Source organism: Streptomyces sp. NPDC060205, from assembly GCF_042728395.1.
Lineage (GTDB): Bacteria > Actinomycetota > Actinomycetes > Streptomycetales > Streptomycetaceae > Streptomyces.
Window position 1 is genome coordinate 13,327 of the sequence record NZ_JBHWZP010000058.1, and the last position, 23,756, is coordinate 37,082.

Genomic DNA, 23,756 nt, shown 5'->3' on the forward strand with positions numbered 1-23,756 from the left:
ATGACCAGCACCACCACGGTCGACACTCTGCGGTTCGCGACGGCCGGTTCCGTCGACGACGGCAAGTCCACCCTCGTCGGCCGCCTCCTCCACGACTCCAAATCGGTCCTCACCGACCAGCTCGAAGCCGTCGAGCACGCCTCCCGCAACCGCGGCCAGGACACCCCCGACCTCGCCCTGCTCACCGACGGCCTGCGCGCCGAACGCGAACAGGGCATCACCATCGACGTCGCCTACCGCTACTTCGCCACCGCGAAAAGGCGCTTCATCCTCGCCGACACCCCCGGCCACGTGCAGTACACCCGCAACATGGTCACCGGCGCCTCCACCGCCGAACTGACGATCATCCTCGTCGACGCGCGCAACGGCGTCGTCGAGCAGACCCGCCGCCACGCCGCCATCGCCGCCCTCCTGCGCGTCCCGCACATCGTGCTCGCCGTCAACAAGATGGACCTCGTCGGATACGGGGCGAAGGAGTTCGACCGGATCGTCGAGGACTTCGCGGGCCACGCCGCCGAGCTGGACCTGCCCGGCTTCACCCCGATCCCCGTATCGGCCCTGGCCGGCGACAACGTGGTGGACCGTTCCGCGCGCATGGACTGGTACGAGGGCCCCGCGCTGCTGGAGCACCTGGAATCCGTCCCGGTGGGCGCCGACCCGACGAACGCACCCGCCCGCTTCCCCGTCCAGTACGTGATCCGGCACGGCGAGGCCCGTCACTACGCGGGCCAGCTGGCCTCCGGCTCGCTGCGCGTCGGCGACCGCGTGACCGTCCACCCCTCCGGCGGGACGTCCACGATCGAGGGCATCGACGTACTCGGCGAGGAGGTGCGCCAGGCGTACGCGCCGCAGTCGCTGGCCCTGCGTCTGACGGACCACCTCGATGTGTCCCGCGGCGACATGATCACCAGTGGGGCGGAGGCGCCGGCGCTCACCCGGGACGTCCGGGCGGCCGTCTGCCATCTGGCCGACCGTCCCCTGCGCGTCGGCGACCGGGTGCTGGTCAGACACACGACCCGCACGGTGAAGGCCGTCGTGCAGAACCTGACCGCGCCAGAGGCCGGCCTGCACGCCAACGACCTGGGCCGGATCACCCTGCGCACCGCCGAGCCGCTCGCGCTCGACGACTACGCCGACAGCCGCCGTACCGGCGCGTTCATCCTCATCGACCCGGCGGACGGGTCCACGCTGACGGCGGGCATGGTCGATCTGAGCGAGGCCGCCGCCACGATCTGAGCGCAGGACCGTACAGGGCCGGGCACCAGCGACAAGGTGTCCGGCCTTCTGCTGTCGTGACACGTCCGGTCACCGAGTCACGACTCGTCGATAGCTCCGTAACGGCGGGAGCAGTCCGCGGGAGCCGAACCGTTCCTCTGGGTAGACAGCCCGGAACCGGGCCGAACGTCCCGAAAAAGGCCCACCGAGCGCCTCTGTCGGGATGCGACGTACCATTCCTAAAGTTGAAAGCAGGACATCCTGCTCCATGAACGGATCCGCCTTGCACGAGCCCCACGCCCCAGCCTCCTGGCGCATCGCCCTGCCGCACACCGTCGCGGCCGTGCCGGTCGCCCGCGCACTGGTCCGTACCGCGCTGGCGGAGATCGAGCTGTCCGCCGACTGCGACACCGCGGAACTGCTCACCGCCGAGCTGGTGGCCAACGCCGTGGAGCACACCCGGGGCGACGCACCCATAGAGCTGGTCGTGGAGCTGCTGCCGACCGGATGCCAGGTCGAGGTGCACGACCGGGACCCGTCTCCGCCGGGCGACCTCACGATCCCCGATCCGTCGTGCGAGCCCGATCCCTGGCAGGAGCACGGCCGCGGACTGCTGCTGATCCGCACCCTCAGCTCGTCGTGCGGCCACCGTCCGACGGAGTCCGGCAAGGCGGTCTGGTTCCGGCTGCCGGTGGTCCCCCACCAGCGAAGGCCCGCCTGAAAGGGCCCAGGCCACGGCTGATGCCACGGCCCGAGCCACGGCTCAGGACAGCGTCGCCACCAGGACCGCCTTGATCGTGTGCAGCCGGTTCTCCGCCTCGTCGAAGACGACCGAGTGGGCCGACTCGAAGACCTCGTCGGTGACCTCCAGGCAGTCGAGCCCGTGCCGCTCGTGGATCTCCCGGCCGACCTTGGTACCCAGGTCGTGGAAGGCCGGCAGGCAGTGCAGGAACTTGACGTCCGCGTTGCCGGTGGCCCGCAGGACGTCCATCGTCACGGCGTACGGGCCGAGGTCGGCGATGCGCTCGTCCCAGACCTCCTTGGGCTCCCCCATCGACACCCACACGTCCGTGGCGACGAAGTCGACGCCGAGGACCCCCTCACCGACCTCCTCGGTGAGCGTGATCCGCGCCCCGCTGACCACGGCGAGCTCGCGCGCCTGCGCCACGACCTCCTCGGCGGGCCAGTAGGCCTTCGGCGCGACGATCCGTACGTCCATGCCGAGCAGCGCGCCGGTGACCAGGTACGAGTTGCCCATGTTGAGGCGGGCGTCGCCGAGGTAGGCGAAGGCGATCCCGTGGAGCGGCTTGTCGCAGTGCTCGACCATCGTGAGCACGTCGGCCAGCATCTGCGTCGGGTGCCAGTCGTCGGTCAGGCCGTTGTAGACGGGCACCCCGGCGTGGGCCGCCAGCTCCTCGACGCCCGCCTGGCTGTCCCCGCGGTACTCGATCGCGTGGAACATCCGGCCGAGCACCCGCGCGGTGTCCTTCACGGACTCCTTGTGCCCTATCTGCGAGCCCGACGGGTCGAGGTACGTGGTCGACGCGCCCTGGTCCGCGGCGGCGACCTCGAAGGCGCAGCGCGTGCGCGTCGAGGTCTTCTCGAAGATCAGCGCGATGTTCCGGCCCCGCAGCCGCTGGGTCTCCGTCCCGGCCTTCTTCGCCGCCTTCAGCTCGGCGGCGAGCTCGATCAGGCCGCGGAACTCCTCCTGCGTGAAGTCCAGCTCCTTCAGGAAGTGGCGGCCGGCGAGGGCGTACGGGACTGTCGCCATGGGGGCGCTCCAGGGTTACGTAAACAGGGACTCTTGGAATTCTATACGACGACCCACATTTCTATACGGCCCCACGTCCGCACGGCCGCCACATCCGTCCGCCACCGCTCCCGTCCGGGCCGGTCACCCCAGGGTCACGGCGTCCCGCTGCACCGGGCAGCTCATACAGCGCGGGCCTCCCCGCCCCCGGCCCAGTTCGCTGCCGGGGATCTCGATCACCTCGATGCCCTGTTTGCGCAGGTGGGTGTTGGTGGTCTGGTTGCGCTCGTACGCGACGACGACACCCGGTTCGACGGCGAGGACGTTGCAGCCGTCGTCCCACTGCTCGCGTTCGGCGGCGTGCACGTCCTGGGTGGCGGTCAGGACGCGGATCCGGCTCAGCCCGAGCGCGGCGGCGATCGCGCGGTGCATGTGCTCCGGCGGGTGGTCGGTGACCTTGAGTTCCTTGTCGCCGACGCCCGGCTCGATGGTGTACGAGCGGAGCATGCCGAGCCCGGCGTACTGGGTGAAGGTGTCGCCGTCGACCATCGTCATCACCGTGTCGAGGTGCATGAGGGCCCGCTTCTTGGGCATGTCGAGGGCCACGATGGACTGCGCGGAGCCGGTGGCGAAGAGCTTGTGCGCGAGCATCTCCACGGCCTGGGGTGTCGTCCGCTCGCTCATGCCGATGAGCACGGCGCCGTTGCCGATGACGAGGACGTCGCCGCCCTCGATGGTGGACGGATAGTCGGCCTGCCCCTCGGACCACACGTTGAACTCCTCCGCGCGGAACAGCGGGTGATGCCGGTAGATCGCCTCGAAGTGCACGGTCTCGCGTCTGCGCGCGGGCCAGCGCATGGCGTTGATGGAGACGCCGTCGTAGATCCAGGCGGAGGTGTCGCGGGTGAAGAGGTGGTTGGGCAGCGGCCCGAGGAGGAAGTCGTCGAGGTCCATGACGTGGAAGCGCACGGAGGTCGGCTCGGGGTGCGCGTCGAGGAACTCCCGCTTGGTCATCCCGCCGACCAGCGCCTCGGCCAGCTCGCCCGCCGGCAGACCCTCGAAGGCGGCCCGCAGATGGTCGGTGGCGAGCGGCCCGTACTCCTTCTCGTCGAAGACCCTGTCCAGGACGAGCGACCGGGCCTCCGGGATGGCCATGGCCTCGGTCAGCAGGTCGCCGAAGAGGTGGACGGTGACGCCGCGGTCGCGCAGGACGTCCGCGAACCCGTCGTGCTCCGCGCGCGCCCTGCGCACCCACAGCACGTCGTCGAAGAGGAGGGCGTCCTTGTTGCTGGGGGTGAGCCTTTTGAGCTCCAGATCCGGCCGGTGGAGGATGACGCGGCGCAGCCGCCCGGCTTCGGAGTCGACGTGGAATCCCATGACTCCATCCTGACCACCCGAGGGCCGCTTGACCCACCGGTCGGCACTTTCTTCGCCCACGCGTTCGCCCGGACGCCCCCGCTCCCCTCACCCATCTCCTTAATGGTCCTCTTGACTATTAATGGCGGAACTGGTTATCGTCGGCCAGACGACAAACGAGGGGGAACGAGGGAATCCAATGGCCGACATCACCAGGCGCCTGGGCTGGCGCCACCTGCGCGGCGCTCCGACGGCGCACATCCGGCACCACCGCGGCGCCGAGCTGCTGCACGACGGCCCCGGACTCAGCTTCTGGTACCGCGCGCTGAGCGCCGCGCTGTCCGAAGTACCGGTGGACGACCGCGAGCTGGCGATGACCTTCCACGCCCGTACGTCCGACTTCCAGGACATCGCGGTACAGGCGACCGTCACCTACCGGGTCAGCGACCCGGCACTCGCCGCCGCACGCCTGGACTTCTCCATCGACCCCGACACCGGGGTGTGGCGGGGCGCGCCACTGGAGCAACTGGGCACCCTGCTCACCGAGTCGGCCCAGCAGCACGCCCTGGACGTACTGGCCCGTACGACACTGGCGTCGGCGCTGGTCGACGGCGTCGCGTCGGTACGGGAACGGGTCGCGGCCGGGCTGGGGACGGAGCCGCGGCTGCCCGCGACCGGCATCGAGGTGGTCGCCGTACGCGTGGTGGCACTGCGCCCGGAGCCGGAGGTCGAGCGGGCCTTGCGCACCCCGGCCCGCGAGCAGATCCAGCAGGAGGCCGACCGCGCCACCTACGAGCGGCGGGCCGTGGCCGTCGAGCGGGAGCGGACGATCGCCGAGAACGAACTGGCGAGCCAGATCGAACTCGCGCGGCGCGAGGAGCAGTTGGTCGAACAGCGCGGGACGAACACACGCCGCGAGGCGGAGGAGCACGCGGCGGCGGACGCGGTACGCGCCGAGGCCGAGGCGGCCCGGACGGTGAAGCTGGCCGGGGCGGAGGCCGAACGGTCCGTGCAGCTGGCGGACGCCGAGGCCAGGCGGACCGAGCGGCTGGCCAAGGCGGAGGCCGAGCGGACGGTACGGCTCGCGGACGCCGAGGCGGCCCGTTCCGTGCGGCTCGCACGGGCCGAGGCGGAGGCGGCGCGCGAGGTCGGAGAGGCGCGGGCGCAGGCCCAGGCCGCCTGGCTGCGAGTGCACGCCGACGTCGACGTCAGCACCCTGCACGCCCTGACCGGGACGCGCCTGGCCGAGAACCTGCCGAACATCGACAGCGTGACCATCTCGCCGGACGTGCTGACCGGCCTGCTGGCCAAACTGGGCGTACGGGACGACGCATGAGCCTCGCCCCGCGGATCGTCCTGGTCCACCGCACCACGGAGTACGAGGAGTTGGTGGCCCACCACGGCACGCACGGGCAGGCCGCCTTCTTCCTCTCCTCCCGGGGCCGGGACATCGAGGAGGTCGCGGAACGCCACCGCCGCACGCGGCGCGCGCTGTCCGACGTGACCGCGGCGATCCCCCTGACGTGGCGTCAGAGCCGGGTCGAACGGGCCGACCTGGACCGCTTCCTGTTCGCCCCGGAGGACGTGGTGGTCGTGGTCGGCCAGGACGGCCTGGTGGCGAACGCGGCCAAATACCTCAGCGGCCAGCCGGTGGTGGGCATCGACGCGGAACCCGGCCGCAACGCGGGCGTCCTGGTACGCCACGGCCCGGCGGACGCGGCCCGCCTGCTCCCCGCGGCGCTCGCCGCCGGGACGGGCATGGAGGAACTCACCATGGTGGAGGCGGTCGCCGACGACACCCAGCGGCTGCTCGCGCTGAACGAGATCTACCTGGGCGCGGCGGGCCACCAGACGGCCCGGTACCGCTTGGCCGTCGAGGGGTCCGAGTCCGCCAGGGCGGGCGAAGGCGCCGCGGAGCCCCAGGCCCCCTCCGAGGCGCAGGCCTCCTCCGGGGTACTGGTGGGCACGGGTACGGGGGCGACGGGGTGGATCAGGTCGGTGTGGCAGGAGAGGGGCAACCCCCTGCCGCTCCCCCGGCCCACGGAGGACCGCCTGGTGTGGTGCGTTCGCGAGGCCTGGCCGTCCCCGGCGACGGGCACCTCCCAGGTGGCGGGCCAGCTGTCCTCCACGTCCCACCTGACCCTCACGGCCGAGTCCGAACGGTTGATCGCGTTCGGGGACGGGATGGAGGGGGACGCGTTGGAACTCACGTGGGGGCAGTCGGTGCGGGTGGGGGTTTGCGGGCGGCGGTTGCGGTTGGTGGGGTGAGCGGAACGGACGTCGGCCGCGACAGCGCGGGCGCCTCAGCCGCCGGGCAGCGGCTGGAGGAGTTCCGGGCGGGCCAGCATCCGGCGCCCGGCGCGGCCCGGCTCAAGGGCGGCGCGGGCGACGATCCAGCCGGCGAGGGCGTGCGGTTCCGCCGAGTCGGCGGTCAGGACGTCCCCGTACCGGGTGAGCGCGCCCGCCGGATCACCGGCGGCTAGATACTCGTCGGCGGTGCGCGGGACCGCGGGCGGCGCGGCGAAGGCGTAGGTGCGGTGGTCCGGCCAGGACGTCCGATCGGTACGAAGTGCGGGCATGTCCGGTGAGGCCGGGGACACGGGCCGGGGCAGCACGTTGCGCAGTCGCCATTCGGTGCGGTGCAGGGCCGCGGCCGTGCGGGCCCGGGCGAGAGCGGTCGCCGGGACGGGCTCACGCAGCCAGCCGTCGAGCGTGCGGGCGAGCCCCGCCGCGAAGGCCCTGCCCTGGACGGTCGGCCGGCCGCTCGTCAGCAGGGTGCGCACGACGAGACGGCTCTGCGTCCGGCGCAGCGCGAAGTGGTAGCCGGCCACCTCCGCCTCCTCGGGCCGCCGGGCCTCGGCGAGGCGGTCGCGCCAGAAGCCCGCGACACCCGTGAAGGCGTACGCGCCGTGCAGGAGGCCGGTGAGGTGTCGGGGGTCGCCGCGCCACGGAGCGTAGTAGCGCTCCTCGCGGTCGTCGTCGAGCAGCGGGAACAGATGGAGCAGGGCGGCCAGTTTGCTGTGCTGGAACTCGTGCACCAGCGTTTCGGCGAGCGCGAGGGCACCGGCGGGACGGGCGACGACCATGGCGGCGTAGGAGTCGCCGCTGGAGGCGGAGAGCCGCACGGTGGGCGGGGCCTCGGGCAGCGCGGTGGTGCGGCCCCATGGCACGACGGCGCGGATGTCGGCGGCGTCCAGGCGACCGGGCCCATTCGTCCCGCCGGCGGAAACGATCAGAGCGGCCTCCTCGAACAGCCGCTGCCATGCGGTCGCTTCCGCGGCCTGGAGCCGGGCGGGCGCGAGGGGGTCGTCGAGGTCGCGGTAGGGGTCGAGGTCGTCCAGGGTGACGGAGGCCGTTCCCGACGGCCGCGGGAGCGTGAGGACGCGCAGCGGCGTCCAGTGCGGGTCGATGTCGGGTACGGCTCCCGCAGTGCCCACGAGTACGGCGGTGGGACGGCGGACGACGACAGGCGGGCCGTCCACCGCCTCCGACGTGAGCGTCAGCTCGCCGCCGCGCACGTCCGCCCGGCCGACCGACGGCCCGCGTGGTGCGCCGGGCAGCCGCGCCAGGCCCAGGGAGGGAAGGACGAGGGCGCCGTCGAGGAGCGGCACCTTCAGGTCGGCGTCCGTGCCGGCCCGCAGGGCCGCCGCCACGGCCAGCGCGCAGAGGTGGCCCGCCTCGGCCCACAGGGGCGGACCGCCCGCAGCGCTGCCGTGCAGACGGCGCAGTACGTGGCCGAGCCAGCCGCCGGTCTGCGGGGCGAGAAGCAGCCGGTCGACGGGTCCGGGGGCCCGGTCCGCGGCGGCCTTGACGGTTCGCCACGCGTCGGCGGGGGTGTCGAGCGGTGTGGGCAGGGTGCCGAGGCGGTCGAGCAGGGTGCGCAGGAGCAGCAGTCTGCGCGCGCGTTCGCCGCGCTCCAGAAAGGCGAGGGCGTCGGCCGAACTCCCGCCGGTGGACAGCTCCTCGAAGAGCCGCCCCGGCATGCGGAGCGTCAAGTCGGACTGCTTGCCGGTCATTCCCGGGGCCTCCGCTCGGGCGGACGGACGTGCGTCGGGCGCAGGGACCGTCATTCCGCTCTGCCCTGCGGCTCACCTCCGCCTTTTACGCTGCTCCGGGCGCGCAGGACCTCGGCGAGCACGCGGGAATCCTCACGGAGCGGAGGGAGGCCGTCGAGGGCGGCCAGTGGCAGCGTCGCGAGGTCGGGCAGCTCGGACTCCCAGTCGTGGGCACCGTCTGCCGTGACGGCCGGCTCGCGGGCGGCGGCTTGAGCGTCGTGCAGAGCATGCGACTGGTCCAAGGCGCATCCCTTTCTCAGGCAGTGGCACTCGATGCCCCGCATACTGTCCATCATGACGAACACAGCCCTTGACGGAAAGCCGTACGATCACGCCACCTGATCAGCCCGGACGGCGTCGTTGGGCATGGTATGTCGCGAATTCCCGCAGCGCGTCGGCGAGTTCCGTTCTTCTGTCGGTGTCGTCGTCCACGGACACCACGACGTCGAACAGCTCCCACAGGTCCTCGGGACGGCGACGGCCGAGCGAGTTGAGGATGCCGGTGACATCGGTGCGGGCCTTGCTGTGCCGGGGCAGCGTCGCATGGATCCGCGGGCCCAACGCGGCGACGACGGCCTGGCGTTCGACCGGGTCGGCCGTCCAGTCGTAGGCCATGACCGCCTCCACCGCCCGGAGCAGCGGAGACGTGCCACGCTCCTGCGCCGGTGGCAGTGTCTCGGTCCGCTGCGCACTCCACAGCCGGATCTCGGGGTGCTGCAGTGTCCGGCCCGCCTCGCGCAGCGCCGCCACCCGGTCCCGTACGGCGGAAAAGAGTTCCTCCGGATCGGGCAGGGCGGGCAGCACCGCGGCCCGGTCGGCGAGCAGGTCGAGCAGGATCTCGGAGAAGAGGCCGGTGGCGCGCACGGGATCGTTGGCCGCGGCCCGGCCGCGCCCCGCGGCCCGCAGCATCGACTGCCGGTGCGCGAGGTTGCGCCGCCCCACCGGGAGGGCGTCGTCGGGCAGCGGGTCCCGGAAGGACAGCGCCTCCTCGAAGGTCTCGCAGGCGTCGACCAGCCACAGTTGCTCGGTCAGTGCGGGGACGGCGTCGCCCGCGTACCGGGCCAGTGCGGTGTCCAGGTCGAGAGCCACCTTGTCCCCGGTGGTCGCGTCGGAGCACAGCAGCCGGAGGTGGTCCGCGCGGTCGAGGACCCCGTGGCCGCCCCACCACACCCACAGCACCTCGCCCTGGGCGGCGGCGAGTTCGCGTACGAGCGCGCGTCGCAGGGTCGCGTGGTCGGCGGGCCGGTAGGGGGTGTCGGGGGTGAACGGGGGCAAGGGGGCCAGGTGCAGGCGCAGTTGGGAGTCCGGCACCCCGGCGAGGCTCAGCAGCCGGTGGAACGCGAGGGCGTCCCTGGCGGGTCCGGGCAGGTCCCACGCACCGCCGGCGTCGTACTGCTCGATGCCGACGATCAGGGCGTGCACCCGGCGCGGGTCCTGCCCCTTCCCTGCCGGGCCGGGGCCGGTCACGGCAGCCGGTCCGCGATGTGCCGGTACACGTCGGGATGCGTCCAGTAGGCACTGTGCGACGCGGGAAACGGCTGCCGGCTGTCGACGGCGATGTCGGTGACCCGTTCGCCGAAGAGACCGGAGCCCAGGTAACCGAGCAGGTCGCGGCGGTCGTACAGATTCAGCCAGGGCGGGACGTGCGACGGCAGGGGCGCGGGATGCGTGAGGGAGGGCAGGGCTCCCAGCTCGTAGAGGAACGGGGCCTGCGAGCCCGCGGTGACCAGCAGGCTGACCTGCGGGAGGGGGGCGGTGACCAGTGTGTCCAGGGCGATGATCCCGCCGAGGCTGTGACCGACGAGGGTCACGGGCGGTTCGAGGCCCGCGACCAGCTCGCGCAGGTCCGCCCGGACCGCCTCGCCCCTGCTGAGGTACCGCAGGACGTCCCCGGCCGCGGGGTGGGCGGCCTCGGTCAGGGCCCGTCGGCGGCGTACGACGGCTCGGGAGGCGCCGCGGCCCACGAGCCGTAACAGCCGTGCTCCCAGGCCTCGTTCCGCGCCCCGGGGCGGTGCGCCGAGCGCCTGGGCGACGCGGTCCACCACGGCGTCCCTGGTGTCCCCGGTCGGGATGAGCGGATCGTCGGCCTCCAGCGCGTCGGCGACGACCCGGGCGATCAGCCGGCGAGCCGCCAGGGCCGCGAGTTCACCGGGAGGCAGGGCGGCGGCCGCGGGACCCAGCAGGGGGTGTGCGGCCAGCTCCGACGCGGCATCCGCCAGCCCGGGGCCGAGTTCGGTCGCGGGACCGTCGCCTTGCGCGGCCAGCTTCTCCAGCAGCGCCTGTATCAGCTGTTCCGGCGGTACGGAACCCGGCGGGCGTTCGGTGTCCGACGCCGTCTCCGCCGCCGCCAGGGCGAGTTCGGCGTCGGGGTCGGCGTACAGCACCGCCCAGGCGGACGTCTCGTCGTCGGCGTCCGCCCCGGCCGGAACGTCACCGGGACCACGACTGGCACCCGCCTCCGGCGGCAGGCTCGACCCGCCGCCGGCCAGCGTGGCACCGTGCGGGCCGCCCCAGTAGTACGGCACGACACGGAGTCCGTCGCGCAGGGCCCCGAGCCCCGCGGCCACCCGCCCCGCGAGGGCCGAGAACCCTGGTTCGCGCACCCCGGTCCCATGAATGAACACGACCGTCGCCATGTGTCCCCCCGTGACGCCCCTCAAGGTTCCCGTACGGCTTCGTCCCCGTGCCCGGCACCGCGTCCCGTCCCGGACGGCACGGCGTGCCGGACCTGCCCGGGACGCCGTGTCACAGCGGCATCGGCGCGATGTCGCACTCGATCCGCCGGCGCAGACGGACCGCAACCAGCCACGGATGGTCCTCCCGGACCACTCGCCCGAAGCCCTGGACCGCTCGCCGCTCCATCTCGTCCGCCTCCTGCACCCGCCCCAGCCCTCTCAGGTCGAGTCCCAGGTTCGAGGCACAGGCAAGAGTGAGCGGGTGTTCAGCTCCCGCGGCCTCGGTCAACAGGGGAAGATTGGCCTCGTCGATCGCGCGGGCCCGCTCGAAGTCCAGCAGCTGGTACTCCGTGTTCGCCTGACCGATGCCGACCGTCAGTGTCGTCACATGGCGTTCTCCGAGTGTCCGCGCGAGCCGGGTGGCGGCGTCGTCCTCGTACTCCTGCGCGAGGGCGAGATCCCCGAGACCCCGCAGTGTGGCGGCGAGGTTGGCCTTCAGGAGCAGGGTGTAGGCGTGGTCGGGGCCGAAGCGCTTCGTGCAGCCGGCGAGCGTCGTCTCGCCCAGCGCGCGCGAACCGTCCAGGTCGCCGGCGAGACGCCGGTCGACACTGACGTTGATGGCCATCGCGAGGGACTCGGGGTGGCTGCTCGTGTACCCGGCCACGAAGGCGTGCAGGGTCTCGTCGGAGAGCTTGGCGGCATCGGCGATCGCACCGTCACGACGTCGGCAGATGGCAAGGTTGCCAGCGATGCGCAGGGTGAGCGGGTGGTCGTCACCGAGGGCGGCGCGCGCCTGGCGGTGCACGTCCTCCTGGAACACGCGGGCGCCCGGGTAGTCCCCGCTCTCGCGCATGTCGAGCGCCAGTCCGTTGAGTGTGTTCAACGTGAGGAAGCTGGCAGGACCGAGCATCTCCTCGCGCAGCCGCGCCGTCTCCTGGTCCATGGGCAGTGCCTCGCGGAACTGGCCGCACAGCCGGAGGTCCACGCCCCAGCTGTGCGCGGCCCGCAACGCGATCTCGTCGTCCAGCCCCAGCTGGGCACGCGCGCGTTCGGTGGCTTCCTGACCGAGGTCACGGGCCTCCGCGAACCTGCCCTGGTAGCGTCGCGCGTCGGCCAGCTCGATCATGGAGTCGATCAGGTCCTCCTCCTCGACCACCCCTCGGCGCGAGAGCTCCAGCGCCTTCTCGTTGTGCTGGATGGACTCGGCACCCTCACCGACGATACGCAGCAGGAACGCCAGGATCTTCGAGATGCGGATGACGTGGATGTCCTCCTCGCCGGAGGCTTCGAGCCATGCGCTGTAGGCCTGCCTCGCGAGGGCGGCGGCACCTTCGTGGTCACCCCAGAAGTAGAGGAACAGCGTGGTGTCGTAGACCAGTTCACGGACATCCCTGTCCGTGTTCGTCACAGCCTGGGAACTCAGCACGTGCGGCAGCAGCGCCTGATAGGCAGGCCATTCCTGCGACGATGCGTAGTGGCCGGGTTTGGCCGCCGACAGAAGCTGGTGGGCCGCGTTTTGCATACGCTCACGTTCCTCGGGCCCCTGCTTGGCGAGGAGCACATTTTGCAGCAGACGGTGCATCTGGAGTGTGTTGGCTCGAAGGTCCAGTTTTACCAAGGAGAACTGGGTCAGGGCGCGAACGGCCCGGCCGCGTTTGATCGCCTCGCCGAGAATGGGGTCGACGTGGGGTGAGATGTCGATTCCGCGGCTCCTGCGCAGCAGCGAGAGCGGAATGGGCTCGGGGGCCATACAGGCGCAGATGTCCAGGAGTTCGCGCGCCCCGGGGCTGTTCTCCTTGATCCGCTCCAGCGAGATGTCCCATGCCGCGGCGACGGAGACCGGGTAGTCGGGGGCCGGGTCGAGGTGGAGGATCTCCGGACTGCGCCGGTCCAGCAGGTCGATGTAGTCCTCGACGAGCATGCCCGTGACCGCGCGCCAGGCTCCGGCCTGCTCCACGGCGAGCGGCAGGTCGCCCAGGGCCCCGGCGAGCAGGTCGGCGTCCTCCGCGGAGAGGTCCGGGGAACGTTTCTGAAGAAGCTCGACGGATTCCTGCCTCTCGAACACGTTCACCTGAAGAGGCGCCGCCACTCGTTCCCATTCGGGGTTCCGCGACGTGACAATGATCTTTCCAGGGCCGTTCCCGGGGAAAAAGCGGCGAACCAGTTCGATATTCTCGGCATTGTCGAAAATCAGCAGCCATTTGTCGTACGGCGATCCCGTGCGCAGCGCTTCGAGCACAGCCGGTACGGCCGTGTTGGCGGCCGGGGCGTTGCTTCCGTCCTGCCCCGCGGGGGTCACCCGCAGACGGACGGCCAAGCCCGCGAGTGCCGTCAGGATCAGGCTCTCCCGCTCGGCCGGGATCCAGCAGATCACGTTGTATTCCCGCTGGTGACGGTAGACGTATTCCAGCGCGAGCTGTGATTTCCCCACCCCGCCCAGCCCGTGCAGCGCGTGCGGCAGCACAGCCGCGGTGTCCTGGGTGTCCAGCCGCCTCTCCACCGCCTGTAGGAGCTCCGTCCGGCCCACGAACGAGGTGTTCCGCAACGGAACGTTCACCATGAGAGCCGGCGTTCCGATCGCCGGTGTTCCGGTCGCCGGGGTGCCGGCCGCGCTGCTCGTCATGGGGGGCTCAGCCTCCGGGGACTCGGGTAGGGATGTTTCGGTAACCGGGCTCGCCACACGCTCTCCAGGTGGATCAGGATCGGGGACTCTCGACTCGGGTTTCTCACTGCCCGATCCCGCACCGGACGAAGCACCAGAAACAGGAGGTTTTGCTACAGCGGCCGCGAATCGTGGCACATGCGGTGCAATGCGCTGTGCACGTTCGGAGTAACGACGACCGGACAGTGCGCGCAGGGCGGCCAACTGCGTCAGTACCCAGGCCCGCTCCGCCGGATCGGGCAGTGCGGCGCCTTCCGGATCACGCAGCGCGTCGCGCAGCGCCACACCCTGTTCGCCGGCCGCCGGAAGGTCGCTCAGCGCGTCGATTGTCAGGTGGAGATCGGTTCGGGTCACGGTCGCGAGGAGCTCTTCCCTGACCCCCTCGGCGAACTCCGGCCGCTCGTCGCCGGCCCCGTTCCAGTCGATCAGACCGCCCATCAGGATCTCGGCGAGATCGTCGACGCCGGTGGCCGGCGTGACCCGTTCGCGGTACTGGTCGACCAGTTCCAGGTCGAAGGGCATGGCGGCCATGTGCGACGCCATCCGGCGCGCGGCCGGAGACGCGAGACCGAAGAAGCGGCGCACCGCGTCCGGCGCGGCGCCGGAATGCCCTGGGGCGTCCAGTCCCGGCGCGGGCGCACCCTTCGTGAGGGTGCCGGCCAGGACGACGGGCAGCTCGCGGGACACCCCGTGCATCCCCGTGACGAGATCGGCCCAGGCGGCGATCGAGGCCGGTTTGCGGGACAGCACAGGTACGGGAACGGCCCCGTCGCCCCGCTCCGGCAGCGGACGCATCGGGTCGGGACCGTGGGCGGGCGGCCGGTACTCCAGGCTCTCGTTGGTCGCGCCGAATCCCCCGGCGGCGAGCAACGCCTGATGGGGGTCGAGCGAGGAGCGGTGGCGCAGGTGGGGCGGCAGCAGGTGGACGAGCGCGGTGGGGCCCGCCCGGCCCAGACGGCTGAGCAGCATGTCGGCCGCGGAGCCCGCCCAGCCGTGGGCCAGACCGTCGGTGACGACCAGGAACACGCGATCGCCGCTTCCGTCGAGCAGTTCGGCGGGGTCGGCGGGAGCCTGGTCCGCGCCGCGGCGCACGGTCGCCGTTCCGGCGCGCGGGACCGCGACCCGGACGACGCGCACGGCGCGGAAGGCCCCGCTCTCCTCGGCCGCCTGCGCCAGCCGACTGGTCCAGTCGCTCCAGATCCGCATGGTGGGCGCGTCGTCGATCAGCAGGACGAGGTCGAAGGAGGAGGTCAGGGCCGGTTTGAGGAAGGGCAGCCACAGCCCGTCGACGATGCCTCGTTCAGCGGTGGTCTCCTCGTCCAGCTCTTCGGCGAGCCTGGACGGCACACGGCGGCCGAGCCCGTGCAGGGAACGCGCGAGCCGGGCCGTCTCCCTGCCCGGAGCCGGTCCTGCGGGCGACGCCGCCGCGTCGGGCAGCAGCGGCCCGCCGACACGCAGGACCTCGAACCCCCCGGGATCGGATAAGAGCCGAGGCCGCGTCGTCGCGTCCTCGAAAGCACCGCCCGGCAACGAAACGGGCCGGATCGACGGTTCGCCGGAGCGACCCCCGTCACCGGAGGTGGCCTCGGGCGGCTGCTGTACGGGGTCGGAGGCCGACGGGCCGCTGTGCGGAAGCCGCACCGTGGTGCCGTCCGGACCCGGTGGGGCGGGAGTTCCGCCACCGGCATCGTCGCCCGGGTCGGGGCCGTGCCGCGCGTGACGTTCCCAGTGGGCCGCGAGCCATACGGCGTCCGCCAGCTCTTTCCAGTGCGGTGCGGGGTCCGCGTCGGCTTCGGGCAACGCCGAGCGGGACGACGCCCCGGTGGTGGGGTTCCCGTCGCCGTGCCCGGATGAGCGCTGCCAGTGAACGCCGGTCAATTCAGCGGCCCTTCGCGAGATCGCGGAGGAGCATTTCAACGAGCTTACGCCCGGCAGCATCGCCCTGGGAACCACTCAGAGTAGTCAGCTGCACAGCGTTCAGCAACTGATCGAGGGAATGGGTACCTCCACCCCCCACCCGGTGCAGGTAGTCGTCGACCAGGGACTCGGCACCCTCCGGAAGCTCCGTCAGATGGCTCACCACGATGGCCAGAAGCTGCTCCCTCGTGGGCGACTGCAGCTCCAGCGGGAGGCAGCGCCTGCGGAACGCCGCCGGGAACTCCCTCTCCCCGTTACTGGTGATCACGACGACGGGGAACTCCCGGCACTCGATCCTGCCGTCGCGCACCACGGCATGTCCGCCCGGGTCGCTGGTGTGCACGACGGCCGACTCGGCGGCGTCGCGCACCAGTTCCGGGATCTCATAGCTTCCGTTCTCCAACACGTGCAGCAGGTCGTTGGGCAGGTCGATATCACTTTTGTCCAGTTCGTCCACGAGCAGGACTCGGGGACGATCGTAGGGCAGCAGAGCCGTCCCCAGGGCGCCCAGAGTAATGAACTCACCAATTTTTGGAGCCTGTTGACGGTTTTCCGAGACCGCACGCCCCCTCCCGTCGGCAGTCGCGCCCTCCGTGCCGTCGGCACGATCGGAGAACTCCGTCGCGTCCTCGCCCCGGAGTCCCGCCCGCCACGCGGCGATCGCCTGTGCGCGTCCGAGAGCGTCGTACGTGTGCAGGCCGTCGCGCAGGGTGGTGCGGCTGACGATGCTCCATTCGAGGACCCGCCCCAGGCCGAGTTCCCGCGCGACGAGATAGGCGAGGGTGGACTTTCCGATGCCGGGAGGCCCGGTCACCAGCAGCGGCCGGCGCAGCACCAGGGCCGCGTTGACGATGTCGGTCTCCTTGGCGCCGAGCTGCCGGATCACGCCGCTGGTCCCCAGCCGCCGCAGTGCGGCCTCCGTGTCGTCCGGCGGAGCGGGCTGGGGCGGCCCGCCGCGGAACCGCCGCCACGGCGGCGGCTCGGGCAGCCGGGACGGGGACGCGTCGGGGGTGCGTCCGGTGGCGTGGAAGACGCGCCAGTCGCTGGGGGCCGTCTGCTCCAGTTCGGTCATGTCGGTGCCTCCTTGCCGGCGGGAAGGTCTTGGTCGAGATCATGGAAGTCGACGCGACGATTCGGGTCGTCCCAGAAGAAGGCGACATGACGCCCCAGCAGAAGGAACCGGCTGTCGTCGAGCGCGGCCTTGAGGCGAAGACGGTGGATGGCCAGGGGAATCTGCGTGGGCGTCGGCACTGACGCGAACACGGCAGTCAGCACTTCCCGCCGCTCCTCAAGGAAAACACCCCGGCGATCCCACAGAGCAAGCCCGATCCCCTCGGCGATGGCAGCCTTGAGCGCGGCCAAGGGTGAAGCGGAGCCAGGCGCGTCCATCACCACCGCCGTGTGACCGTTGTCGCCTGCCAGCGCGGTTCCCCACTCGTCCAGCCGCCTGACGTCGGACTCGCTCCAGCGGTGCACCACGACTCCGCGCTCGCCGAGGCCGCGCCAGCGCTCCTGCCACTGCTGCCGGACCCGTACGTCGGTGGTACGCATCCGCTCCAGACTGCGTAGATGGACCGGGTGCTTCAGCGCGAGCGGTAACGGACTCGCGTCGCCGATCCGGAGCATCAACCCGGCCACATCGTGGTTGAGGAGGTCGTACGGAAGGACGAACTCCACGTACGGCGGCACCTGTGCGTGTCCACCCGAGGACGAGTCGTGCTCGGTCGTCCACAGGCGGGCCCCCTGGCACAGCGCCCGCTCGACGGTCGGTCCGAGGGCGTCGAGCCGGGTGGTCCCGGGTTCGCCGGGCTGCGGATTCCACCGGCCGCGGGTCGTGTTGAGCCAGGAACGGACCATGACCTCGTCCGATCCGTCCCGCGCGGGCTCCACGGACACGACCAGGCAGCGGGGGATCTCCGGGTCGTACGCGGCGGCGGCACGCCGTACCCGGCGCCGCTCCAGTTCTTCGGACAGCTCCGCCTCCTGGGCCCACTCCTTGGCCCAGGAGGCCAGGGCGGTCCGGTGGTCGGACGTCACCGCGGTGAGTGCGGCCGCCAGGTCCATGAGCAGGACGGCGGGCGGAAGGCCGTCGGACTGGACGTTCAACTCCGCGGTGAAGGTGAAGAGTTGCTCGACGGAGAGCCCCATCGGCAGGTCGAGACCGTTCAGCTCCAGGACCAGTTCGTCCCGTAATCGCGCGGACGGCACTTCGCCCTTGGCGGCGTCCAGACGGCTGCGCGCGGCGCGCTGGTCCTCCCTGGACAGCGGGCCGGACGGCATCGCGTCCGGCACCGAGCGGACCACCGGGGAGAAGATCCGCTCCAACTCGGTGGCCGCCATGGGCCCTTCGTACACCCGCACCACCAACAGGAGTACGCGCTCACCGCCCGTCACGCTCAATGCGACGCGGGCGAAGAGGGCGGCGTCGTCGCGGAGTCTGATGCCGCGTGGTTCCACGGATCTGCCCAGATGCTCTCCGAGCACCTGGCCGAACTGCATCCGTGTCTGTCCGTCGTCCAGGCAGCTCAGTTCGCACAGTGCTTCCGTCAGCTCGGCCAGCAGCTCAAGTCCCCGTACACGGCCGGGATCACTCCCGGGCTCGCCGAATCCCGCGCCTGTCCCCACCGACTGTCCCCCATGAGTCGGTACACCTGCTGGATCGACCTGCGAAGATAGCATGGCAACTCACGGTTAACCAGGTGCCCTTGAGGGCGCGTGCAGCGCTTGCGGCGCGGCTGGTCCGCCGCGCCGCGCGTCTGTCGGCATCGATTGCCTACAACCGAGGATCCACCGGCTCCGACTCCAGCGCCAGCACCCCGAACACGGCCTCGTGCACCCGCCACAGCGGTTCGCCGCCGGCGAGTCGGTCCAGGGCCTCCAGGCCCAGTGCGTACTCGCGCAGGGCGAGGGAGCGCTTGTGGTTGAGGGAGCGTCCCCGCAGGCGGTCGAGGTTCTCGGGGCGGGTGTACTCCGGGCCGTAGATGATCCGCAGGTACTCCCGGCCCCGGCACTTGATCCCCGGCTGGACCAGCCGGCCCTTGGCCGTGCGGGCCACCGCCCGGACCGGCTTGACCACCATGCCCTCGCCGCCGCGACCGGTCATCTCCAGCCACCAGTCGATCCCGGCCCGTACCGACGCCGGGTCGTCCGTGTCGACGAACAGGCGTCGGGTGGTGCTCAGCAGCCCGGACGGGTCGGCCGTCACCAGGCGGTCGATCAGGGTCAGCTGCTCGTCGTGCGGGACGGCGGCCAGGCTCCGCCCCTGCGTGGCGAGGATCTGGAAGGGGGCGAGCCGCACCCCTTCCAGACCGGACGTGGGCCAGCAGTACCGCTGGTAGGCATCGGTGAAGGCGGCCGCGTCCTCGGCCCGTTCCCGCTGCTTGGTGAGCAGGTCCCCGACCTCGATGCCCCGTGCCGCCGCCCTCTCCAGCGCGGCCACCGCTCCCGGGAACACCGCCCCGGCCGCGGCGCCCACTGCGGCGTACTGCGAGCGCAGCAGTCCGGAGGCCTTGAGCGACCAGGGCAGCAGTTCGGCGTCGAGCAGCAGCCAGTCCGTCTCCAGTTCCTCCCACAGGCCGGCCTCCGTGACGGCGTCCCGCACCCGGCCGAGGATCTCCTCGGTGAGGGAGCCACCCGCGCCCGAACCGCCGGAACCGGTCGGCTCCGGGAAGAAGGGGCGCCCGGTACGGGTGTAGAGCGCGCCCGTGACCCCGGTCGTCGTCCCGAATCGTTCGCGCGCGGTCTCGGCGGTGCGGCACACCAGCGCCACCGCCCGCGATCCCATGTGCTTCTCCTCGCACACGACCCGCGTGACCCCGTCGGTCCGGTACTGCTCGAAGGCCTCGGCCGGGTGTTCCAGATAGCCCTCCGCACGGGAGGTCGCGGTCGGGGCCATGGTCGGCGGCAGGTACGGCATCAGGCGGGGGTCCACGGCGAAGCGGCTCATGACCTCCAGGGCCGCGGCGGCGTTCTCCTCGCGTACGGAGACGCGGCCCGCGTGCCGGGTCTCGACGACACGGCGGCCGTGCACGTCCGCGAGGTCGAGCGGCCGTCCCTCGTGTCCGCCCGGCGCCTCGGAGGCCAGCGGCCTGACCGGCTCGTACCAGACCTTCTCGGCCGGTACGTCGACGAGTTCGCGCTCCGGCCAGCGCAGCGCGGTGAGTTTGCCGCCGAACACGGCGCCGGTGTCCAGGCAGATGGTGTTGTTGAGCCAGGTGGCCTCCGGCACGGGGGTGTGGCCGTAGACGACGGCCGCCCGGCCCCGGTAGTCCTCGGCCCACGGATAGCGCACGGGCAGCCCGAACTCGTCGGTCTCGCCGGTGGTCTCGCCGTAGAGCGCGTGCGAGCGCACCCGGCCCGAGGTGCGGCCGTGGTACTTCTCGGGCAGTCCCGCGTGGCAGACGACGAGGCCGCCGCCGTCGAGGACGTAGTGGCTGACCAGCCCGTCGACGAACTCCCTTACCTGCTGCTTGAATTCGTCGCTCTCGTTCTCCATCTGCGCGATGGTCTCGGCGAGGCCGTGGGTGGGCTGGACCTTGCGGCCCTTGAGGTGGCGGCCGTACTTGTTCTCGTGGTTGCCCGGTACGCACAGGGCGTTTCCGGAGCCGACCATGGACATCACCCGGCGCAGGACGCCCGGGGAGTCGGGGCCGCGGTCGACGAGGTCGCCGACGAACACGGCCGTGCGCCCCTCGGGGTGCACGCCGTCCGCGTAGCCCAACTTCACCAGCAGCGACTCCAGTTCGGCAGCGCAGCCGTGGATGTCGCCGATGATGTCGAAGGGGCCGGTGAGGTGGGTCAGGTCGTTGTACCGCTTCTCGGTACGGACCTCCGCGGTCCCGACCTCCTCCACACCCCGCAGGACGTGCACCTTCCTGAAGCCCTCGCGCTCCAACTGCTTGAGCGAGCGCCGCAGTTCGCGGATGTGCCGCTGGACGACGCGGCGCGGCATCCCGGCGCGGTCGGTGCGCGAGGCGTTGCGCTCGGCGCACACCTCCTCGGGCACGTCCAGCACGATGGCGATGGGCAGCACGTCGTGCTTCCTGGCCAGCTCGATCAGCTGCCTGCGGCTGTCAGGCTGCACACTGGTCGCGTCCACGACGGTGCGCCGGCCCGCCGCGAGCCGCTTGCCCGCGATGTAGCCGAGGACGTCGAAGGCGTCCTTGCTGGCGCTCTGGTCGTTCTCGTCGTCGGCGACGAGGCCCCGGCAGAAGTCCGAGGAGATCACCTCGGTCGGCTTGAAGTGCCGCCGGGCGAAGGTGGACTTGCCCGAGCCGGACGCGCCGATCAGGACGACGAGGGAGAGGTCGGTGACGGGCAGCGTACGCACCCTGGTGTCGTTGTCGCTCATGCGGCCTTCTCCTCCTTCGTGTCCTGTGCGCGGGTGTGCCGTGGGCGCGTGTCCTGTGCGCGCAGTGCGAAGACCGCCATCTGGGTCGGTGGTCCCACCTCGGGGTCGTCGGGCCCTACCGGTACGAACTCCACGCCGTAGCCGTGCCGTTCGGCCACCTCGCCCGCCCACGCGCGGAACTCGGCGCGCGTCCACTCGAAGCGGTGGTCGCCGTGCCGGACATGGCCGGCCGGGAGGGTGTCCCAGCGGACGTTGTACTCGACGTTCGGTGTCGTCACGATCACCGTTCCGGGGCGCGCGGAGCCGAACACCGCGTACTCCAGGGCGGGCAGCCGCGGCAGGTCGAGGTGTTCGACGACCTCGCTGAGCACCGCCGCGTCGTACCCCTTGAGCCGCTTGTCGGTGTAGGCGAGCGAGCCCTGGACGAGCCTGACGCGCTCGGACTGCCGCTCCCCCATCCGGTCCAGGCCGAGCCGCCGCGCGGCGACGGTGAGCGCCCGCACCGACACGTCGACCCCGACGATCTCCGTGTACCGCGTGTCCTTGAGCAGCTCCTGCACCAACTGGCCCTGTCCGCAGCCGAGATCGAGCACCCTGGAGGCGCCGGTCGTCCGCAGCGCGGCGACGATCGCCTCCCGCCGCCGGACCGCGAGCGGCACGGGCGCCTCCTCGGTGTCCGTCCGCTCGTCGACGGCGTTGTCGATCTCCTCGACGGCGCTGTCGTCCGTCTCGGCGAGCCGTACGAGCTCCAGCCTCTCCCTGGCCTGCCGGGTGAGCGACGCACGGCGCGCCAGATAACGGCTGGTGATCAGCTCCTGCTCCGGGTGGTCCGACAGCCAGCCCTCCCCGGCCCGCAGCAGCTTGTCCACCTCGTCGGAGGAGACCCAGTAGTGCTTGGCGTCGTCGAGCACCGGCAGCAGGACGTACAGGTGCCGCAAGGCGTCCGCGAGACGCTGTTCCCCTTCGAGTACGAGGCTCACGTAGCGCGAGTCGCCCCACTGGGGGAACTCCGTGTCCAGCGCCACCGGCTCCGCGCCCACCGTCCACCCGAGCGGCTCGAACAGCGCGCGTACGAGAGCGGCGCCGCCGCTGGCCGGCAGTGCGGGCACCTCGATACGCAGGGGCAGCGGGCGCGCGGGCAGCTCCGGCCTCGCCTGGCAGACGCCCTTCATCGCGCTGGAGAACACGCTGCTCAGCGCCACGGCGAGGAGCGAAGAAGCTGCGTACGGGCGGTCGTTGACGTACTGCGCGAGGGCCGCGTCCGGTGCTCCGCCGCGGCCCTCGCCCTTGCCGCGGCGGACCAGCGCCACCGCGTCCAGCTCCAGGAGCAGCGCCGCCGTGCAGCGCTCCGCGCTCGCATCGGGATAGAAGACGTGCGCCTTGCCGTAGGAAGTACTGAACGCCTGCGCTTTGTCAGGATGCTTGTGCAGGAGATAGCCGAGGTCGGTCGCGGGGCGCTCCGGGGCGCCGGTGGTACTGATCGCAAGGAACACTGATCTGCCTCGAAACATCTTCTGAACTGCGGAAACCTGCCGTTTCCGCGCGCCCGCCCAACGTACAGGGAACAGTTCCGACGCACCCAGGCATTTTCGAGGGCGCGGGGCCGCCGGCACGGCCCCGCGCTCCTGCGCCCCTGCGGGGCACCACCGCTCAGAGCTGGGACTGGACCTGGGAGGAGATGAGGTCCAGGTGGTCCAGGTCGTCGAGGTCGAGGATCTGGAGGTAGACCCGCTGGGAGCCGATCTCCGCGAAACGGCCGATCCTGTCGACGACCTCGGCCGGGGAGCCCGCCAGGCCGTTGGCCTTCAGCTCCTCCACCTCACGGCCGATCGCCGCCGCCCGGCGGGCCACCTCGGCGTCGTCCTTGCCGACACAGGCGACGAGCGCGTTCGAATAGACCAGGTCGGAGCCCTTGCGGCCGGCCTGCTCGGCGGCGGCCCGCACCCGGCCGAACTGGCGCTCGCTGTCCTCGACGGACGCGAACGGCATGTTGAACTCGTCCGCGTACCGGCCCGCGAGGCGCGGCGTACGGGACGCGCCGTGGCCGCCGATGAGCACCGGCACCTTGGACTGCGCGGGCTTGGGCAGCGCGGGCGAGTCGGTGAGCTGGTAGTGGGTGCCGTCGTAGGAGAAGGTCTCGCCGACCTCGGTCTCCCACAGCCCGGTGACGATCGCCAGCTGCTCCTCCAGGCGGGCGAACTTCTCCTTCGGGAACGGGATGCCGTACGCCTTGTGCTCCTCCTCGAACCAGCCCGCGCCCAGGCCCAGTTCGACCCGGCCGCCGGACATCTGGTCGACCTGCGCGACCTGGATCGCCAGGACGCCGGGCAGGCGGAAGGTACCGGCCGTCATCAGGGTGCCGAGGCGGATCCGCTTGGTCTCGCGGGCGAGTCCGGCGAGGGTGATCCAGGCGTCCGTGGGGCCGGGGAGGCCGTCCGCGGAGCCCATGCGCAGGTAGTGGTCCGAGCGGAAGAAGGCATCGAAGCCGAGGTCTTCGGTGGCCTTCGCCACGGCGAGCAGGGTGTCGTAGGTCGCCCCTTGCTGGGGCTCGGTGAAGATTCGAAGATCCATGGCTCCATCCTGCACGGTCGTATGCGGCTCGGCGCCATCGGTACGGCCGGTTGCCCCCGGGGGGGGGGTGGGCGAGGTGGGGTTTGCGCCCCCGCCGCCCCTACCCTTCCCGTCACTGCACGGGGGCTGCGCCCCCTCGCCCCCCAATCGCGCTGCGCGCTCGTCCTCAAACGCCGGACGGGCTGATTTCGGTGATCATTCAGCC

Annotated in this window: 16 protein-coding genes; 4 read left to right on the forward strand and 12 right to left on the reverse strand. The window is 71.6% G+C overall.

The genetic code is table 11. From position 1 onward, the window contains the following. Positions 1–1,236 (forward strand): sulfate adenylyltransferase subunit 1, encoded by a 1,236-nt coding sequence (locus ACFWGJ_RS13365; protein WP_387323272.1) that lies wholly within the window; start codon positions 1–3, stop codon positions 1,234–1,236. A gap of 247 nt (positions 1,237–1,483) precedes the next feature. Then, positions 1,484–1,936: an ATP-binding protein gene (locus tag ACFWGJ_RS13370; protein WP_387323273.1), complete on the forward strand. Its 453-nt coding sequence runs from the start codon at positions 1,484–1,486 to the stop codon at positions 1,934–1,936. A 42-nt stretch (positions 1,937–1,978) separates the two neighbouring features. On the opposite strand, the gene argF is transcribed toward ACFWGJ_RS13370, so the two are convergent. Both argF and ACFWGJ_RS13380 read right to left on the reverse strand, forming a co-directional pair. Then, positions 1,979–2,986 (reverse strand): ornithine carbamoyltransferase, encoded by a 1,008-nt coding sequence (argF, locus tag ACFWGJ_RS13375; RefSeq protein WP_387323274.1) that lies wholly within the window; start codon positions 2,984–2,986, stop codon positions 1,979–1,981. 123 nt (positions 2,987–3,109) lie between these two features. Further along, on the reverse strand, positions 3,110–4,342 hold the full coding sequence (locus ACFWGJ_RS13380) for an arginine deiminase (RefSeq protein ID WP_387323275.1): 1,233 nt from the start codon (positions 4,340–4,342) through the stop codon (positions 3,110–3,112). A gap of 178 nt (positions 4,343–4,520) precedes the next feature. On the opposite strand from ACFWGJ_RS13380, the gene ACFWGJ_RS13385 reads away from it, so the two are divergent. Further along, positions 4,521–5,657, forward strand: coding sequence for an SPFH domain-containing protein (locus ACFWGJ_RS13385; protein WP_387323277.1), 1,137 nt, complete (start codon positions 4,521–4,523; stop codon positions 5,655–5,657). Next, entirely contained in the window at positions 5,654–6,589 is a 936-nt protein-coding gene (locus ACFWGJ_RS13390) for a hypothetical protein (RefSeq protein ID WP_387323278.1), read from the forward strand. The genes ACFWGJ_RS13385 and ACFWGJ_RS13390 overlap by 4 nt, the downstream gene beginning before the upstream one ends. 35 nt (positions 6,590–6,624) lie before the next feature. On the opposite strand, the gene ACFWGJ_RS13395 is transcribed toward ACFWGJ_RS13390, so the two are convergent. From ACFWGJ_RS13395 to ACFWGJ_RS13440, 10 genes are all read right to left on the reverse strand, one after another. Continuing rightward, entirely contained in the window at positions 6,625–8,337 is a 1,713-nt protein-coding gene (locus ACFWGJ_RS13395) for an HEXXH motif domain-containing protein (RefSeq protein WP_387323280.1), read from the reverse strand. Positions 8,338–8,387: 50 nt separating this feature from the next. Next, positions 8,388–8,618: a hypothetical protein gene (locus ACFWGJ_RS13400; protein WP_387323281.1), complete on the reverse strand. Its 231-nt coding sequence runs from the start codon at positions 8,616–8,618 to the stop codon at positions 8,388–8,390. 100 nt (positions 8,619–8,718) lie between these two features. After that, positions 8,719–9,843 (reverse strand): caspase family protein, encoded by a 1,125-nt coding sequence (locus tag ACFWGJ_RS13405; RefSeq protein WP_387323282.1) that lies wholly within the window; start codon positions 9,841–9,843, stop codon positions 8,719–8,721. Further along, entirely contained in the window at positions 9,840–11,012 is a 1,173-nt protein-coding gene (locus tag ACFWGJ_RS13410) for a hypothetical protein (protein WP_387323284.1), read from the reverse strand. Before ACFWGJ_RS13410 ends, ACFWGJ_RS13405 begins: the two co-directional genes overlap by 4 nt. Before the next feature lie 109 nt (positions 11,013–11,121). Continuing rightward, entirely contained in the window at positions 11,122–15,666 is a 4,545-nt protein-coding gene (fxsT, locus tag ACFWGJ_RS13415) for an FxSxx-COOH system tetratricopeptide repeat protein (RefSeq protein WP_387323286.1), read from the reverse strand. Continuing rightward, positions 15,593–16,702, reverse strand: a complete 1,110-nt coding sequence (locus ACFWGJ_RS13420) for an AAA family ATPase (RefSeq protein WP_387323288.1) — start codon at positions 16,700–16,702, stop codon at positions 15,593–15,595. The genes fxsT and ACFWGJ_RS13420 overlap by 74 nt, the downstream gene beginning before the upstream one ends. Next, positions 16,699–18,255 carry a hypothetical protein gene (locus ACFWGJ_RS13425; RefSeq protein WP_387323290.1) on the reverse strand — a complete coding sequence of 519 codons (1,557 nt, stop codon included), beginning with the start codon at positions 18,253–18,255 and terminating at the stop codon, positions 16,699–16,701. Before ACFWGJ_RS13425 ends, ACFWGJ_RS13420 begins: the two co-directional genes overlap by 4 nt. A 148-nt stretch (positions 18,256–18,403) precedes the next feature. Continuing rightward, complete coding sequence (locus tag ACFWGJ_RS13430; RefSeq protein WP_387323292.1) at positions 18,404–20,980, reverse strand: polynucleotide kinase-phosphatase; 2,577 nt, start codon at positions 20,978–20,980, stop codon at positions 18,404–18,406. Then, positions 20,977–22,473, reverse strand: a complete 1,497-nt coding sequence (locus tag ACFWGJ_RS13435; protein ID WP_387323294.1) for a 3' terminal RNA ribose 2'-O-methyltransferase Hen1 — start codon at positions 22,471–22,473, stop codon at positions 20,977–20,979. The genes ACFWGJ_RS13430 and ACFWGJ_RS13435 overlap by 4 nt, the downstream gene beginning before the upstream one ends. A 157-nt stretch (positions 22,474–22,630) precedes the next feature. Further along, the gene (locus ACFWGJ_RS13440; protein ID WP_387323295.1) at positions 22,631–23,551 is read right to left on the reverse strand and encodes an LLM class F420-dependent oxidoreductase; all 921 of its coding nucleotides are present in this window, start codon (positions 23,549–23,551) and stop codon (positions 22,631–22,633) included. Positions 23,552–23,756: the final 205 nt, after the last annotated feature.